Origin of the sequence: Kocuria rosea, from assembly GCF_006094695.1 — a bacterium.
Lineage (GTDB): Bacteria > Actinomycetota > Actinomycetes > Actinomycetales > Micrococcaceae > Kocuria > Kocuria rosea.
Genome location: NZ_CP035103.1, coordinates 2,501,907 through 2,517,427, shown reverse-complemented (window position 1 = coordinate 2,517,427; position 15,521 = coordinate 2,501,907). Strand labels below are relative to the sequence as shown.

General features: G+C 70.3%; 9 protein-coding genes, 1 rRNA gene, 1 pseudogene and 1 other annotated feature. Of the genes and pseudogenes, 8 read left to right on the top strand and 3 right to left on the bottom strand.

Annotation, left to right across the window (positions count from 1 at the left end):
* Window positions 1-33: 33 nt before the first annotated feature.
* A complete protein-coding gene (locus tag EQG70_RS11595) occupies window positions 34-477 on the bottom strand; it encodes an ankyrin repeat domain-containing protein (protein ID WP_017832875.1) in 444 nt (147 codons plus the stop codon).
* Between the two features lie 194 nt (window positions 478-671).
* Here EQG70_RS11595 and EQG70_RS11590 point away from each other — a divergent pair, with 194 nt between their 5' ends.
* A complete protein-coding gene (locus EQG70_RS11590; RefSeq protein WP_035929606.1) occupies window positions 672-2,192 on the top strand; it encodes a long-chain-fatty-acid--CoA ligase in 1,521 nt (506 codons plus the stop codon).
* A gap of 108 nt (window positions 2,193-2,300) precedes the next feature.
* On the opposite strand, the gene EQG70_RS11585 is transcribed toward EQG70_RS11590, so the two are convergent.
* Entirely contained in the window at window positions 2,301-3,977 is a 1,677-nt protein-coding gene (locus EQG70_RS11585) for a catalase (RefSeq protein ID WP_017832873.1), read from the bottom strand.
* Window positions 3,978-4,289: 312 nt separating this feature from the next.
* On the opposite strand from EQG70_RS11585, the gene EQG70_RS11580 reads away from it, so the two are divergent.
* From EQG70_RS11580 to EQG70_RS11550, 7 genes are all read left to right on the top strand, one after another.
* On the top strand, window positions 4,290-5,501 hold the full coding sequence (locus EQG70_RS11580) for an argininosuccinate synthase (protein ID WP_031282696.1): 1,212 nt from the start codon (window positions 4,290-4,292) through the stop codon (window positions 5,499-5,501).
* Window positions 5,502-5,641: 140 nt separating this feature from the next.
* Window positions 5,642-7,090 (top strand): argininosuccinate lyase, encoded by a 1,449-nt coding sequence (gene argH / locus EQG70_RS11575; RefSeq protein WP_017832871.1) that lies wholly within the window; start codon window positions 5,642-5,644, stop codon window positions 7,088-7,090.
* Entirely contained in the window at window positions 7,087-7,767 is a 681-nt protein-coding gene (locus EQG70_RS11570) for a DNA-3-methyladenine glycosylase (RefSeq protein ID WP_167508886.1), read from the top strand. Before argH ends, EQG70_RS11570 begins: the two co-directional genes overlap by 4 nt.
* 54 nt (window positions 7,768-7,821) lie before the next feature.
* Complete coding sequence (locus tag EQG70_RS11565; RefSeq protein WP_017832869.1) at window positions 7,822-8,328, top strand: adenine phosphoribosyltransferase; 507 nt, start codon at window positions 7,822-7,824, stop codon at window positions 8,326-8,328.
* Between the two features lie 118 nt (window positions 8,329-8,446).
* Entirely contained in the window at window positions 8,447-10,705 is a 2,259-nt protein-coding gene (locus tag EQG70_RS11560; RefSeq protein ID WP_095651761.1) for a HelD family protein, read from the top strand.
* Between the two features lie 67 nt (window positions 10,706-10,772).
* Window positions 10,773-12,083 (top strand): tyrosine--tRNA ligase, encoded by a 1,311-nt coding sequence (gene tyrS / locus EQG70_RS11555; protein ID WP_017832867.1) that lies wholly within the window; start codon window positions 10,773-10,775, stop codon window positions 12,081-12,083.
* 460 nt (window positions 12,084-12,543) lie between these two features.
* A 16S ribosomal RNA gene (locus EQG70_RS11550) occupies window positions 12,544-13,935 on the top strand.
* A 33-nt stretch (window positions 13,936-13,968) separates the two neighbouring features.
* Here EQG70_RS11550 and EQG70_RS18910 read toward each other — a convergent pair.
* Window positions 13,969-14,832 (bottom strand): annotated as a pseudogene (locus tag EQG70_RS18910) (IS481 family transposase); the annotation flags it as partial.
* A gap of 75 nt (window positions 14,833-14,907) precedes the next feature.
* Window positions 14,908-15,179: a sequence feature (16S ribosomal RNA rRNA prediction is too short), on the top strand.
* Window positions 15,180-15,521: the final 342 nt, after the last annotated feature.

Below are 15,521 nucleotides of genomic sequence, written 5' to 3'. Positions count from 1 at the left end.
GGCGCCGCCCCGTGCCGGCCGTGCGCCGCGCGCTCAGCGGGCCGCGTACTCCTCCAGGACGGGGACGAGCTCCGTGCGCTCGAAGACCCGGGCGAAGTCCAGGGCGGAGTGGGCGCCGGCCGTCTGCGAGGCCCCGGCCGCGAGCAGCGTCCGCACGATCGTCTCGTTGCCCCGGAAGACCGCGCTCATCAGCGCCGTCTGACCGTTGTCGTTGACCCGGTCCGGGTCCGCCCCGGCCTCGAGCAGCGCCGCGACGGTCTCCTCGCGCTGGTGGTAGGCCGCGAGGACCAGCAGGGTGTCGCCCTTGCCGTTGGTGAGGTTCACCGGGACGCCGGCGCGCACGGCCGGCAGGAGGTTCTCCGTGTCCCCCGTCCGGGCCATCTCGAACAGGGAGAGCACGTAGGCCATCTCCTCCTCGGTCAGCTGGGGGGCCGCCGGGTCCTGCGGCTGGTCGGTCGGCTGGGGGTTCTCGGTCACGGGTGGTCCTTCGAGGTCGGTCGGATGCAGCTCCTGCCGGCCAGTTTATCGGGGGTGGGGACCGCGACACGCGCCACCCCCAAGTACCCGGGTCTTGACGTTGCAGTAACCGACTGGCACGCTCGTGTGACACAGCTCACCTCGTGCCCGTTCCTCGCGCCGGTGCCCGTGCACCGGGGATCCGGAGTTCCCCCATGACGAATCTCGCCACCCTGCTCACCGACACGGCCGCGGCCTCCCCGGAGTCCCGGGCGGTGGTCCTCGACGACAAGGTCCTGACCTACGGGGCCCTCGACGACCTGTCCGCGCGGGTCGCGTCGATGCTCGCCGCGGCCGGCGTCGGACAGGGCGACCGGGTGGCCCTGATCCTGCCCAACGTCCCCCACATGCCGATCGCCTACTACGGGATCCTGCGCGCGGGCGGGGTGGTCGTGCCCCTCAACCCCCTCCTCAGCCCCCGGGAGCTGGCGTACCACTTCGACAACGCCGAGGTGTCCCTGGTGCTCGTCTGGGAGGCGATGGCCGAGGCGACCCGCGCCGCGGTCGCGGACCTGGACCGGGACGTCCGGGTGGTCGAGGTCTCGGCCGCCGGCACGCTGCAGGCGCTCGCGGACGTCCCGCCGCGGCCCGGGGTCGCCGAGCGCGACGACGACGAGCCCGCCGTCCTGCTCTACACCTCCGGGACCACGGGCCGGCCCAAGGGCGCCGTCCTGACGCACCACAACCTCCGGGCCAACGCGGCGCTGTCCGCGGGCCTCTTCGACCTGGCGCCCGGGGACGTCATGTTCGGGGCCCTGCCGTTCTTCCACGTCTTCGGCCAGACCGTGGCGCTCAACGGCGTCGTCCACGCGGGGGCGACCGTCACGCTGCTGCCGCGCTTCGACCCGGCCAAGGCGCTGGAGATCCTGGCCCGGGACGAGGTCACGGTCTTCGCCGGGGTGCCGAGCATGTACGTGGCGCTGCTCGCCGCCGCGGACGGCGGGACGGTCGAGCTGCCGCACCTGCGGGCCGGGGTCTCGGGCGGGTCCCCGCTGCCGGTCGAGGTCCTGGAGCGCTTCGAGGAGGTCTTCGGCGCCCCCATCTACGAGGGCTACGGCCTGTCCGAGACCTCCCCGGTGGTGTGCTTCAACCAGAAGGACCGGGGACGCCGCCCGGGCTCGATCGGCACGGTGGTGCGGGGCGCGCAGCTGAAGGTCGTGGACGACCTCGGCGCGGAGGTCCCCGTCGGGGAGATCGGCGAGCTCGTGGTGGCCGGGGAGTACGTGATGGCCGGCTACTGGCGCAACCCCGAGGCCACCGAGGCCGCGATCCGTGACGGCTGGTTCGCCACGGGGGACCTCGCCCGGGTGGACGAGGACGGCTTCTACTACATCGTGGACCGCAAGAAGGACATGGTCCTGCGCGGCGGCTACAACGTCTACCCCCGCGAGGTCGAGGAAGTGATCTACCAGTTCCCCGGCATCGCCGAGGCCGCGGTGGTCGGGGTGCCGGACGAGGCGATGGGCGAGGAGGTCGCCGCCGTCGTCGCCTTCCGCGACGTGCCCGAGGCGGAGCGGGACGCGAAGGTCGACGAGCTGGACGCCTTCGTCCGCGAGCGCGTGGCCAAGTACAAGCACCCGCGCTACTACAAGGTGGTCGACGAGCTGCCGAAGGGCCCGACCGGCAAGATCCTCAAGCGCTCCCTCGACCTCGCGGGCGCCGGGCACCGCGGCTGAGCCCGCACACGGAAGGGGCCGGCCGCTGGACGCGGCCGGCCCCTCCTGCTCGATGGGTCCGCACGGACACCGGGGGAGGCGCCCCGGACGGGGCGCCTCCCGGACGGGTCAGCTGGACATCATCGCGGGGCTCGCCTGCTGGGGCTCGCGCTCCACGGCCACGTGCTCGTTGGGCACGCAGTGGGTCATGGTGAGACCCGCCACGCTGCGCGGGCCGTTGTTGCCGAGGTTGGCCACGCGCTGCAGCTCCTCCTCGGAGAGACGCTGGGTGGCCAGGGGGCCCAGGTCCTTGACGTCCTCGAGGGAGACGCCGATGCCGTCGCCCACGCGGCGGCCCATCTCGTCCTCGACCATGTAGAAGTGCCAGACCATGCGCTCCTGGATCGGGCGGTCGCACTGGGAGAGCGCGCCGACCAGGTTGTCGATGAGCTCCTCCTTCTCCCACTCCTCCTGGAGCTGGAAGCGCTCGCCGGCCTGCTTGTAGTCGTTGGTCCGCTCGATCCGGGCGCGGGTCAGGCGCGCGCTGATCTCCGGGCCGACCTCGGGCTGGTACCCCTCGGGCTTCGGAGTCTCCTGCACGCCTCCGATGATGGACGGCTCGTAGTTCACGTGCGGGTTCTGGCCCGGGGCGTGGTCCACGGCGTAGGCCATCTGGCCGTCGCGCTGGTTGGTGGCCACCGGCGCCTTCGGCGCGTTGACCGGCAGCTGCAGGTAGTTCGGGCCCACGCGGTAGCGCTGGGTGTCCGAGTAGGAGAAGGTGCGGCCCACGAGCATCTTGTCGTCGGAGAACTCCAGGCCGTCCACCAGCACGCCGGTGCCGAAGGCGATCTGCTCGTTCTCCGCGAAGAAGTTCTGCGGGTTGCGGTTCAGCACCATGCGCCCGACCGGCTTCGGCGGGAACAGCTCCTCCGGCCACACCTTGGTGTCGTCCAGCGGGTCGAAGTCCAGCTCGGGGTGGTCGTGGTCCTCCATGACCTGGACCTGCAGCTCCCACTCGGGGTAGTCGCCGGCCTCGATCGCGTCGTAGAGGTCCTTGGTGTGCGAGCCGAGGGTCTGGGCCTGGATGTTCGCGGCGTCGGCCGAGGTGAGGGACTTCACGCCCTGCTTCGGGATCCAGTGGTACTTCACCAGGAGGGACTCGCCGGCGGCGTTGACCCACTTGTAGGTGTTCACGCCGAAGCCCTGCTGGTGGCGGTAGTCCGCCGGGATCCCGCGCGGGGAGAACAGGATCGTGATCATGTGCATCGCCTCGGGCGACTGGCTGAAGAAGTCGAAGGCGCGGTTGGCCACGCCGGCCTCGAAGTTCACGGGGTCCGGCTTCTGGGAGTGGATGAAGTCGGGGAACTTGATGGCGTCCCGGATGAAGAACACGCCCAGGTTGTTGCCGACGAGGTCCCAGTTGCCCTCCTCCGTGTACATCTTCACGGCGAAGCCGCGCGGGTCGCGGGCCACCTCGGAGGAGTCCCGGCCGCCGGCCACGGTGGAGAACCGCACGGCCACGTCGGTGCGCTTGCCGGCCTCGGCGAAGACCTTGGCGCGGGTGAACTTCGCGATGGGCTCGTCGCCGTAGGCGCCGTAGGCCTCGAAGTAGCCGAAGGCGGTGGTGCCGCGGGCGTGCACCACGCGCTCGGGGATGCGCTCGCGGTCGAAGTGGCTCATCTTCTCGAGGAACGCGTAGTTCTCGAGGGTCGCGGGCCCGCGCGAGCCGATGGTGCGGGTGTTCTGGTTGTCGTGGACCGGGTGGCCCTGACGCGTGGTGAGGGTCTGCTCGGGAACGTTCGTCATGGGGTTCCTCTCGGGGTAGGGACCGGGTGTGCAGGACGGCCGGGGCGCGTGGCCCCCGCCGTGGTGGGGTGCGGTCGGTCGGTCTGGATCACACCCGGTCCCCAGTATGTCGGAAGGGCCGGGCTATTGCTAGCTATTCATAATTGCGGAGTGGCGCACGGCACCTCCGCAGGTCGGAGGGCGGGCGCGGCCCGGCGGGGGAGTGCGCGGGACGGTCCGCAGAGTATGCATAAATACAAGTCGACGTGTATAGTCATGCACAGAAGGCGGGGCCACGCCGTGGCGCCCGGACCACCGACGAAGGAGAACACCGTGACCGAGCGTGTTGTGCTGGCCTACTCCGGGGGTCTCGACACCTCCGTGGCCATCGGCTGGATCGGCGAGGCGACGGGGGCCGAGGTCATCGCCGTCGCCGTCGACGTGGGGCAGGGCGGCGAGGACCTCGAGACCATCCGCCGGCGCGCCCTCGACTGCGGGGCCGTCGAGGCCTACGTGGCCGACGCCCGCGACGAGTTCGCCGCGGAGTACTGCATGCCGGCGCTGCAGGCGAACGCCCTCTACATGGACGCCTACCCCGTGGTCTCCGCGCTGTCCCGCCCGGTCATCGTCAAGCACCTCGTGGCCGCCGCCAAGCGCTTCGGCGCCTCCACCGTGGCCCACGGCTGCACGGGCAAGGGCAACGACCAGGTCCGCTTCGAGGTGGGCATCCAGACGCTGGGCCCCGAGCTCAAGTGCATCGCCCCGGTCCGCGACCTCGCCCTCACCCGCGACAAGGCCATCAACTACGCCGAGAAGCACCACCTGCCGATCGCCACGACCAAGAAGAACCCCTTCTCGATCGACCAGAACGTCTGGGGCCGCGCCGTGGAGACCGGGTTCCTCGAGGACATCTGGAACGCCCCCACCAAGGACGTCTACGACTACACGGACGACCCCACGTTCCCGCCGCCGGCCGACGAGGTCGTGATCAGCTTCAAGGGCGGCATCCCCGTGGCCCTCGACGGCCAGCCCGTCAGCCCGCTGCAGGCAATCCAGGAGATGAACCGCCGCGCCGGCGCCCAGGGCGTGGGCCGGATCGACATCGTCGAGGACCGGCTCGTGGGCATCAAGTCCCGCGAGGTCTACGAGGCCCCCGGCGCCATGGCCCTGATCGCCGCGCACCGTGAGCTGGAGAACGTGACGGTCGAGCGCGAGCAGGCCCGCTTCAAGCGGATGGCCACCCAGCGCTGGACCGAGCTCGTCTACGACGGCCAGTGGTTCTCCCCGCTCAAGCAGTCCCTCGACGCGTTCATCCAGGACACCCAGAAGTACGTGGACGGCGACATCCGGATGACCCTGCACGCCGGCCAGGCCACGGTCACCGGCCGCCGCTCGAACACCTCCCTGTACGACTTCAACCTCGCCACCTACGACGAGGGCGACGCGTTCGACCAGTCCCAGGCCCGCGGGTTCATCGAGCTGTTCGGCATGTCCTCGAAGGTCGCGGCGTCCCGCGAGCAGCGGATCGCGGCCGAGGGCAAGTAGCCCCCGAGCACGTAGGCTCGTCCCCAGCAGGAACGGGCACGACGACGGAGGGCCCCATCCCGGCGGTGGGGCCCTCCGCCCACGCCCGGCCGACCCGACCCCCGGCGGCCCCGGCCCCGGCGGAACCCACGAGGAGAGACATGGCGCAGCAGGACAAGCACGGCACCAACGAGGGCGCGCTCTGGGGCGGGCGCTTCGCCGGGGGACCGGCCGACGCCCTCGCGGCGCTGAGCAGGTCGACGCACTTCGACTGGCGCCTGGCCCCCTACGACATCGCGGGCTCCCGGGCCCACGCCCGGGTCCTGCGCACCGCGGGGCTGCTGACCGACGACGAGCTCGGGGGCATGCTCGACGCCCTCGACCGGCTCGAGGCCGACGTCCGCTCCGGGGCCTACGCGCCCGCCCCCTCCGACGAGGACGTCCACGGCTCCCTCGAGAAGGGCCTCATCGAGCGGGCCGGGCCCGAGCTCGGCGGCAAGCTGCGCGCCGGCCGGTCCCGCAACGACCAGATCGCCACCCTCGGGCGGATGTACCTGCGCGACCACGCCGCGATCATCGCCCGCAACGTGCTCGACGTCGTGCAGGCCCTCCTGGACCAGGCGAAGGCCCACCCGGAGGCCCCGATGCCCGGGCGCACCCACCTCCAGCACGCCCAGCCGGTGCTCCTGTCCCACCACCTGCTCGCCCACGCGTGGGCGATGCTGCGGGACGTGCAGCGCCTCGTGGACTGGGACGCCCGCGCCGCGGTCTCCCCGTACGGCTCGGGGGCGCTCGCCGGGTCCTCGCTCGGACTGGACCCGGGGGCCGTCGCCGCCGAGCTGGGCTTCGACTCCGCCGTGCACAACTCCATCGACGGCACCGCGGCCCGGGACGTCTACGCCGAGTTCTCCTGGGTCACCGCGATGATCGCCGTGGACATGTCCCGGATCTCCGAGGAGATCACCACCTGGGCCACCAAGGAGTTCTCCTTCGTCACCCTCGACGACGCCTTCTCCACCGGGTCCTCGATCATGCCGCAGAAGAAGAACCCGGACATCGCGGAGCTCGCCCGCGGCAAGGCCGGCCGGCTCATCGGCGACCTCACAGGGCTGCTGGCCACGCTCAAGGGCCTGCCGCTGGCCTACAACCGGGACCTCCAGGAGGACAAGGAGCCCGTCTTCGACGCGATCGACCAGCTCGAGGTGCTGCTGCCCGCGGTCGCGGGGATGATCGCCACCCTCGACTTCAACACCGGGCGGATGGCCGAGCTCGCCCCGCAGGGCTTCGCCCTCGCCACGGACGTGGCCGAGTGGCTCGTGCGCCAGGGCGTGCCCTTCCGGGACGCGCACGAGGTCGCCGGGGACGCGGTGCGCGTCTGCGAGCAGCGCGGGATCGAGCTGTGGGACCTCTCCGACGAGGACTTCGCCGCCATCTCAGACCGGCTCACCCCCGGCGTGCGCGAGGTGCTCACCGTGGCGGGTTCGCTGGCCTCGCGCAGCGCCCAGGGCGGCACGGCGCCGTCGGCCGTGGCCGCGCAGATCGGCGAGCTCGAGCGCCAGGTGGCCGAGGCCGCGGAGTTCTCGCGGCGGGCGCCGATCGTCGCAGGATGAGCGTGAACGGGCCCGTCACCGGGCCGGCGCTGCTCGAGCTGCTGTCCCGGCCGGCTCCCGAGGTGGCCCCCTGGCTGCTCGGGAGCCTGTTCGGCCACCGGACCGCCGAGGGCTCCGTGGTCCTGCGGATCACGGAGGTCGAGGCCTACGGCGGGCCGGACGGCTCCGACCTGCCGGACCCGGGGGCGCACACGTGGCGCGGGCGGACGGCGCGCAACGCCTCGATGTTCGGTCCGCCGGGCCACGTCTACGTGTACTTCACCTACGGCATGCACCACGCCGTGAACCTGGTCTGCCGCCCCGAGGGCACCGCCGGCGGGTGCCTGCTCCGCGCGGGCGAGGTCGTCGAGGGCGTGCCGCTGGCCCGCGCCCGCCGGGCCGCCGGACGCTCCGGCCCGGTGCCCGACGCCGCGCTGGCACGTGGCCCCGGCAACCTCGCCAAGGCCCTGGGCATCGACCTGACCCACGACGGCGCACCGCTCACCGCGGGGGACGCCGCGGCGCCGGGCTTCTTCCTGCGGCTGCCCGGCCCCGGGGACGCCCCCGCCGCCGGCCGCGGGCCCCGCACGGGGGTGTCCGGACCCGGCGGGACCCCCGAGTTCCCCTGGCGCTGGTGGCTGCCCGGCGAGGCCTCCGTGTCCCCGTACCGCGCCGCGGTCCCGCGCCGGCGCCGCTGAGTCCGCGGGACCCGGACGGATAGCATGAGCGGTGTGACTGAATCCGTTGAGCAGATGATCGAGCGCCTGTGCGTGAAGATCCCCGACTACCCGGAGCCGGGGGTCCTCTTCCGCGACCTGACACCCCTGTTCGCGGACGGTCCCGGCTTCCGGCGGACCGTCGACGCCCTGGCCGACGCCTTCCGCGGTCAGTTCGACCACGTGGCCGGCGTCGAGGCCCGGGGCTTCCTCATGGCGGGGGCCGTGGCCTACGCGACGGGCGTGGGCCTCATCCCGGTGCGCAAGGCCGGGAAGCTCCCCCGGGAGACCTTCCGCGAGGAGTACGTCCTGGAGTACGGCTCGGCGGTGCTGGAGATCCACACCGACGACGTCCCGCGTGGGGCCCGCGTGCTCGTGCTCGACGACATCCTCGCGACCGGCGGCACCCTCGGGGCCACGGCGCAGCTGCTGCACCGGGCCGGGCTGCACGTCGCCGGGTTCGGGCTGATCATGGAGCTCACCGACCTGCGGGGCCGCAGCCAGCTCGGCGGCCACCGGGTGCGGGCACTGTACCGGGTCTGACCAGGGGCGAAGCACCCCGGCGAAGCACTGTGACGCACCGCGCCGCCGGATCGCCGTCGGAACGCCCGCGGACCGGTAGAATCGATGGTCTGTTCGATCCGGAACGAGGTGTCCACCCATGGCAGAGACCGTCGCCACGATGGCGGCCGAGCAACTTGCTGTCGAACGCGCGTACGTCGCGATGCTCTACGACCGGCTCGACGAGCTGCGGGCCGAGAAGACCGCCGAGCTCGCGGCCGTGCGCCGCAGCGAGTCCTTCGGCAACCACCAGAACCGCGCGGAGCGTGACGCGTTCGCCTCCCACTACGAGGACCGGCTCGCCCAGCTCGAGGCCGTGGACCACCGGCTCGTCTTCGGCCGCCTGGACGGCCAGGACGGCGACCGCCGCTACGTCGGGCGCATCGGCCTGGCCACCGCGGACCACCAGCGGCTCATGGTGGACTGGCGCGCCCGCGAGGCCGCGGCCTTCTACCAGGCCACCGCGCAGAACCCCATGGGCATCCGGCGCCGCCGCCACCTCATCCTGGAGGGCCGCGACGTCGCCGCCCTCGAGGACGACGTCCTCGACCCGGACATGCTCGAGGACGAGGGCGTGCTCCACGGCGAGGGCGCTCTGCTCGCGGCGCTGAACCAGAAGCGCACCGGACGGATGTCGGACATCGTCGCGACCATCCAGGCCGAGCAGGACAAGATCATCCGCGCCCCGCTGCCCGGCGTCCGCGTGGTGCAGGGCGGGCCCGGCACCGGCAAGACCGCCGTGGCGCTGCACCGGGCGGCGTACCTGCTCTACGAGCACCGGGAGCGGCTGCGCAAGGCGGGAGTGCTGATCGTCGGCCCGTCGTCGTCGTTCATGTGGTACATCGAACGGGTGCTGCCGGCGCTCGGGGAGACCGGCGTCGTGATGTCCTCCCTCTCCGAGCTGTTCCCCGGCGTGGCGGCCGTCCCCGAGCGCGACCCCCGGACCGCCCGGCTCAAGTCCGGCCTCGACATGGCCGAGGTCGTGGCCCGCGCCGTGCGGGACCGGCAGAAGGTCCCGGCGGCGGACCAGGTCCTGCGCGTCGACTCCCACCGCGTGACGCTGACCCCGCGCACCGTCAAGCGTGCCCGGGACAAGGCCCGTGCCACGGGGAAGCCGCACAACGAGGCGCGCAACACGTTCGTGAAGATCGCCCTGCGCGAGCTCACCGAGCAGCTCGGCGAGCACCTCAACACCACCAGCGGCAACGTCATGGACCGCTCCTACCTCGCGGAGGACATCCGGCAGTCCCGGGACGTGCGGATCGCGCTCAACCTCGCGTGGATGCCGCTGTCGCCCCAGACCCTCGTCGCGCAGCTGTTCAGCAAGCGGCACTACCTCGAGTCCGCAGCCCCGCACCTGAGCGCCGCCCAGGTCGAGGCCCTGCTGCGCCCGGCCGACGCCCCCTTCACCGTGGCCGACGTGCCGCTGCTGGACGAGGCCGCCGAGCTGCTGGGCGACCTCGACGAGGCCGGGGTGCGCCGGCGGGCCGAGGCGGACCGGGAGCACCGCAAGGCCACGGACAACGCCGAGCACGCGCTGGCGAACATGCACCAGAGCCTCGAGGACGTCGGCGCGGACGGCATCGTGACCGCGGCCCAGCTCACGGACTTCAACGCGGTCACCCAGCACCGGATGACCGCCGCCGAGGCCGCGACCGCGGACCGCACGTGGGCCTACGGGCACGTCGTGGTCGACGAGGCCCAGGAGCTCTCGCCGATGCAGTGGCGCGTGCTCATGCGCCGGTGCCCCATGAAGTCGTTCACCGTGGTCGGCGACATCGCCCAGGCCGGCTCGGCCACCGCCGCCCGCAGCTGGCAGGACGCCCTCGAGCCCTTCGTGGGGGAGCGGTTCGTCCTCGACGAGCTCACGGTCAACTACCGCACCCCCGCCGAGATCGCCGAGGCCGCGGTCGACGTCGCCCGGGCCGCCGGCCTGGACATCTCCGCCCCGCGGGCCGTCCGGGAGGGCGAGCCGCCGATCGTGCAGCGGGTCGGCGCCGCGGACGTGGTCGAGGGCGTCCTCGAGCAGGTGCGCACCGAGCTCGACCTGGTCAGCGGCGGGCTCGTGGCCGTGGTCGTGCCCGAGGACCGCGTGCAGGAGATCGGCACGGCCCTCGCCGGGGCCCTGCCCGGGCTCGTGGGTGCCGGGGTCCGCCGGCTGGACCGGCAGGTCGTGGTCCTCTCCGCGTGGGACGCCAAGGGACTGGAATTCGACTCGGTGGTGGTCGTCGAGCCGCAGGCGCTCGTCGAGGAGGTCGGCGGCGGGGTCGGCAACCTGTACGTGGCCATGACCCGGCCCACCCAGCGGCTGCGCGTCGTCGCCGCCCGGCCGCTGCCGGCCGGCCTCGACCGGTTCTGACCCCGGGCCGCCGGGGACACCGGGACGCGGAGGGGAACCCCCTCCGCGTCCTGGTACCTTGGAAGCCGTGTCGAACGCAATAGACCTGGACCTCCAGCACAACGATCCGTCCTTCGCCAACGTGTGGCAGGAGCTGCAGTGGCGCGGCCTCGTGCACGTGTCGACCGACGAGGCGGCCCTCGAGCGGTCGCTCGCCGAGGAGAAGGTCACCTATTACTGCGGCTTCGACCCCACCGCGGCGTCCCTGCACCTCGGGCACCTGGTGCAGCTGCTGCTGATGCGCCGGCTCCAGCTCGCCGGTCACCACCCGATCGGGCTCGTGGGCGGGTCCACCGGTCTGATCGGGGACCCGCGGCAGAGCTCCGAGCGGGTCCTGAACTCCCGGGAGACCGTCGCGCAGTGGGTGGACCTGCTGCGCGCCCAGGTAGAGCGCTTCCTCTCCTTCGAGGGCGAGAACCGGGCCGTCATGGTCAACAACCTGGACTGGACCTCCCAGCTCTCCGCCATCGACTTCCTCCGCGACATCGGCAAGCACTTCCGGGTCGGCACGATGATCAAGAAGGACATCGTGGCCAAGCGGCTCAACTCGGAGGAGGGCATCTCCTACACCGAGTTCAGCTACCAGATCCTGCAGGGACTGGACTACCTGAACCTCTACCGCGACCACGGGTGCACCCTGCAGACCGGGGGCTCCGACCAGTGGGGGAACCTGACCTCCGGGACCGACCTGATCCGCAAGGTCGAGGGCGTGTCCGTGCACGCCGTCGGCACCCCGCTGATCACCAACTCGGACGGCACGAAGTTCGGCAAGTCCGAGGGCAACGCGGTGTGGCTGGACCCGGAGCTCACCTCGCCCTACGCCTTCTACCAGTTCTGGCTCAACACGGCCGACGCGGACGTGGTCGACCGGCTCAAGGTCTTCACCTTCAAGACCCGGGCCGAGATCGAGGAGCTGGCGCGCTCCGTCGAGGAGGAGCCCTACAAGAGGCAGGCCCAGAAGGTCCTCGCCTGGGAGGTCAACTCGCTGGTGCACGGGGAGGCGGCGACCGAGAAGGCGATCGCGGCCTCGGCCGCCGTCTTCGGACGCGGCGAGCTCACGGAGCTCGACGCCGAGACCCTGGACTCGGTCGCCCGGGAGCTGCCCGGCGCGAGCGTGTCCGCCGGAGCGCTGCAGGTCGCCGACCTCCTCGTGGCCACCGGGCTGTCCGAGTCGAAGTCCGCCGCGCGCCGGACCCTCAAGGAGGGCGGGGCGTACGTCAACAACGAGAAGGTCGTCGGCGAGGACGCCGAGCTCGGGCCCGACCAGCTCCTGCACGGCCGATGGGCGCTGCTGCGCCGCGGCAAGAAGCACCTCGCCGCCGTCACCGTGGAGGCCTGATCCGGGCCCGATCCGCCCACAACCCCCGTCCGGGAGCCGAGCTTGCAGGCCCCTGGGCGGGGGTGTAGTGTTCATCGAGTCGTCAGGCAGGGCCGAGAGGCCGGCGGGCGACGACACCGCAAAGAGCAGCAGGACCGAGAGGTGCTGCCTAGTTCATGCGGGAGCGACCGTTCAGGTCGGTCCGAACCCGGAACAACGCAAGTTGACACGCCGAGAACGGGCTGCGTAGGATGGTCGAGCTGCCTGAGGCGGGGAACGAAGTTCCGACGCGGAGGGCACCGAAAATTCCAACACGGTTTCCGGGTGTGGTGCCTGGTTGCTGGTCTGTTGTTTGAGAACTCAATAGTGTGCCATGTTTGTTGATACCGGATGTTTTATTCGGTTGATTGGTTGTCGCCGTCCTGCCTCCGTGGGGTGGTGGCGACATTTTCAGCCGGGGTTTGATGTTTTCGTTGTTTTTTTGACGGAGAGTTTGATCCTGGCTCAGGACGAACGCTGGCGGCGTGCTTAACACATGCAAGTCGAACGATGATGCCCAGCTTGCTGGGCGGATTAGTGGCGAACGGGTGAGTAATACGTGAGTAACCTGCCCTTGACTCTGGGATAAGCCTGGGAAACTGGGTCTAATACTGGATACTACCTCTTACCGCATGGTGGGTGGTGGAAAGGGTTTTACTGGTTTTGGATGGGCTCACGGCCTATCAGCTTGTTGGTGGGGTAATGGCTCACCAAGGCGACGACGGGTAGCCGGCCTGAGAGGGTGACCGGCCACACTGGGACTGAGACACGGCCCAGACTCCTACGGGAGGCAGCAGTGGGGAATATTGCACAATGGGCGGAAGCCTGATGCAGCGACGCCGCGTGAGGGATGACGGCCTTCGGGTTGTAAACCTCTTTCAGTAGGGAAGAAGCGAGAGTGACGGTACCTGCAGAAGAAGCGCCGGCTAACTACGTGCCAGCAGCCGCGGTAATACGTAGGGCGCAAGCGTTGTCCGGAATTATTGGGCGTAAAGAGCTCGTAGGCGGTTTGTCGCGTCTGCTGTGAAAGCCCGGGGCTCAACCCCGGGTCTGCAGTGGGTACGGGCAGACTAGAGTGCAGTAGGGGAGACTGGAATTCCTGGTGTAGCGGTGAAATGCGCAGATATCAGGAGGAACACCGATGGCGAAGGCAGGTCTCTGGGCTGTTACTGACGCTGAGGAGCGAAAGCATGGGGAGCGAACAGGATTAGATACCCTGGTAGTCCATGCCGTAAACGTTGGGCACTAGGTGTGGGGGACATTCCACGTTTTCCGCGCCGTAGCTAACGCATTAAGTGCCCCGCCTGGGGAGTACGGCCGCAAGGCTAAAACTCAAAGGAATTGACGGGGGCCCGCACAAGCGGCGGAGCATGCGGATTAATTCGATGCAACGCGAAGAACCTTACCAAGGCTTGACATTCACCGGACCGCCCCAGAGATGGGGTTTCCCTTCGGGGCTGGTGGACAGGTGGTGCATGGTTGTCGTCAGCTCGTGTCGTGAGATGTTGGGTTAAGTCCCGCAACGAGCGCAACCCTCGTTCTATGTTGCCAGCACGTGATGGTGGGGACTCATAGGAGACTGCCGGGGTCAACTCGGAGGAAGGTGGGGATGACGTCAAATCATCATGCCCCTTATGTCTTGGGCTTCACGCATGCTACAATGGCCGGTACAAAGGGTTGCGATACTGTGAGGTGGAGCTAATCCCAAAAAGCCGGTCTCAGTTCGGATTGAGGTCTGCAACTCGACCTCATGAAGTCGGAGTCGCTAGTTGTAAGAGGGCATGACGTTATTGGCACGGGCCGGGGTGCGTGAGGCCGGGGGCTGATCGCCGCAGGCGGTATGGGGCCGATGGTAGTTGAAGTGGTTCACCCAGACCCCGATGGCGTACCGGCGGGCCTGCTCGCTGGCGTAGGGGCGGGCGTAGAGCACCTCGTCGGCCAGCAGGCGGTTGTACCGCTCCACCTTCCCGTTGTGCCGCGGCGTGTAGGGGCGGATGCGCTGGTGGCGGCCGGCCAGGGCTTCCACGCAGCGGGTGAAGTCCTTGGCCCGGTAGTTGGCGCCGTTGTCGGTCACGACGCGGTTCAATCGGGTGATGCCGTGGGCGGCGAAGAAGGCTCTCGCCCGGCAGAAGAACCCGATGGTGGTCACCGCCTTCTCGTCCTCGAGGGCCTCGGTGTAGGCCAACCGCGAGAAGCCGTCCACGGCCGAGTGCAGGTAGGTGTAGCCGACCTTGGCCCCGGCCCCGCGCTTGGCCGCCTTCGCGGCGGTGGAGCCGCGGCCGTGGGCCCGCCAGCCGCCGCCGTCGGGGATCCTGCCCACCTTCTTCACATCCAGGTGGACCATGTGCCCGGGCCAGGCGGCGCGGATCCGTCCCGGGGTCCTGCGGGTGTTCTCGCCGGCGGGGGTGAGGTCGCGCAGGCGGGAGATCCCGAGCCGGTGCAGCCAGCGGCCGACGGTGCGCAGGCTGATCGCCACGGCGCGGTCGACCAGGTGGCGGTGGATGCGCCGCGCTGACCACTTGTGCTTGCGGCGCCAGCGCTCGATGAGGTCCACGACCGCCGCCGGGGTGCGGGTGCTGCTGTGCCGCGGGGTCGAGGGACGGTCGGTGAGCCCGGCTTCGCCGGACTCGAGGTAGCGGGCCACCCAGGTCGCCACGGTGGGCCGGCTGACGCGGAACTCCGCGGCCACGTGGGCCTTGGGGATGCCGTCGTCGAGGTGGCGCAACACCATGCGCAGCCGGCCGGTCGGGGTCAGGGGTGCGTTAACGTGGGTCATGAACGGGCTCTCTCGCGCGGACGGACGGTGTAGGAACTTCCATCCTGTGACGAGGAGCCCGTTCCTCATCTCATCGACGCACCCACGCCAAGAACCTCATGACCCACAACAGCTAGTAATCGCAGATCAGCAACGCTGCGGTGAATACGTTCCCGGGCCTTGTACACACCGCCCGTCAAGTCACGAAAGTTGGTAACACCCGAAGCCGGTGGCCTAACCCCTTGTGGGAGGGAGCCGTCGAAGGTGGGACTGGCGATTGGGACTAAGTCGTAACAAGGTAGCCGTACCGGAAGGTGCGGCTGGATCACCTCCTTTCTAAGGAGCCGTTGACCGCCGTGTGGTGGTCGCCCCCGCCCTAGTGCCCGTCCGTGGTGCTGGTGGGGTGAGCTCATGGGTGGAATATCAACGAGCAAGTGGCCGCACTCCTCCTGTGCTTCCCGGGTTCCGATCCGGCGGGTGTGGGGGTTGCCGGCCGGGTCGGGTCCTAGTACCTGTCCCATCGTGGTGGACCCTGTGGGGTTCGTGCGGTGTGGGTGGTGGAAGAGAACCGGTCCGGTGGTGGGTGTGGTCCGTGGCGCACTATTGGGTCCTGAGACAACAGGCCCCGTCCCCTTTGGTGGGGGGTGGGGGTGTTGTGTCGCAGG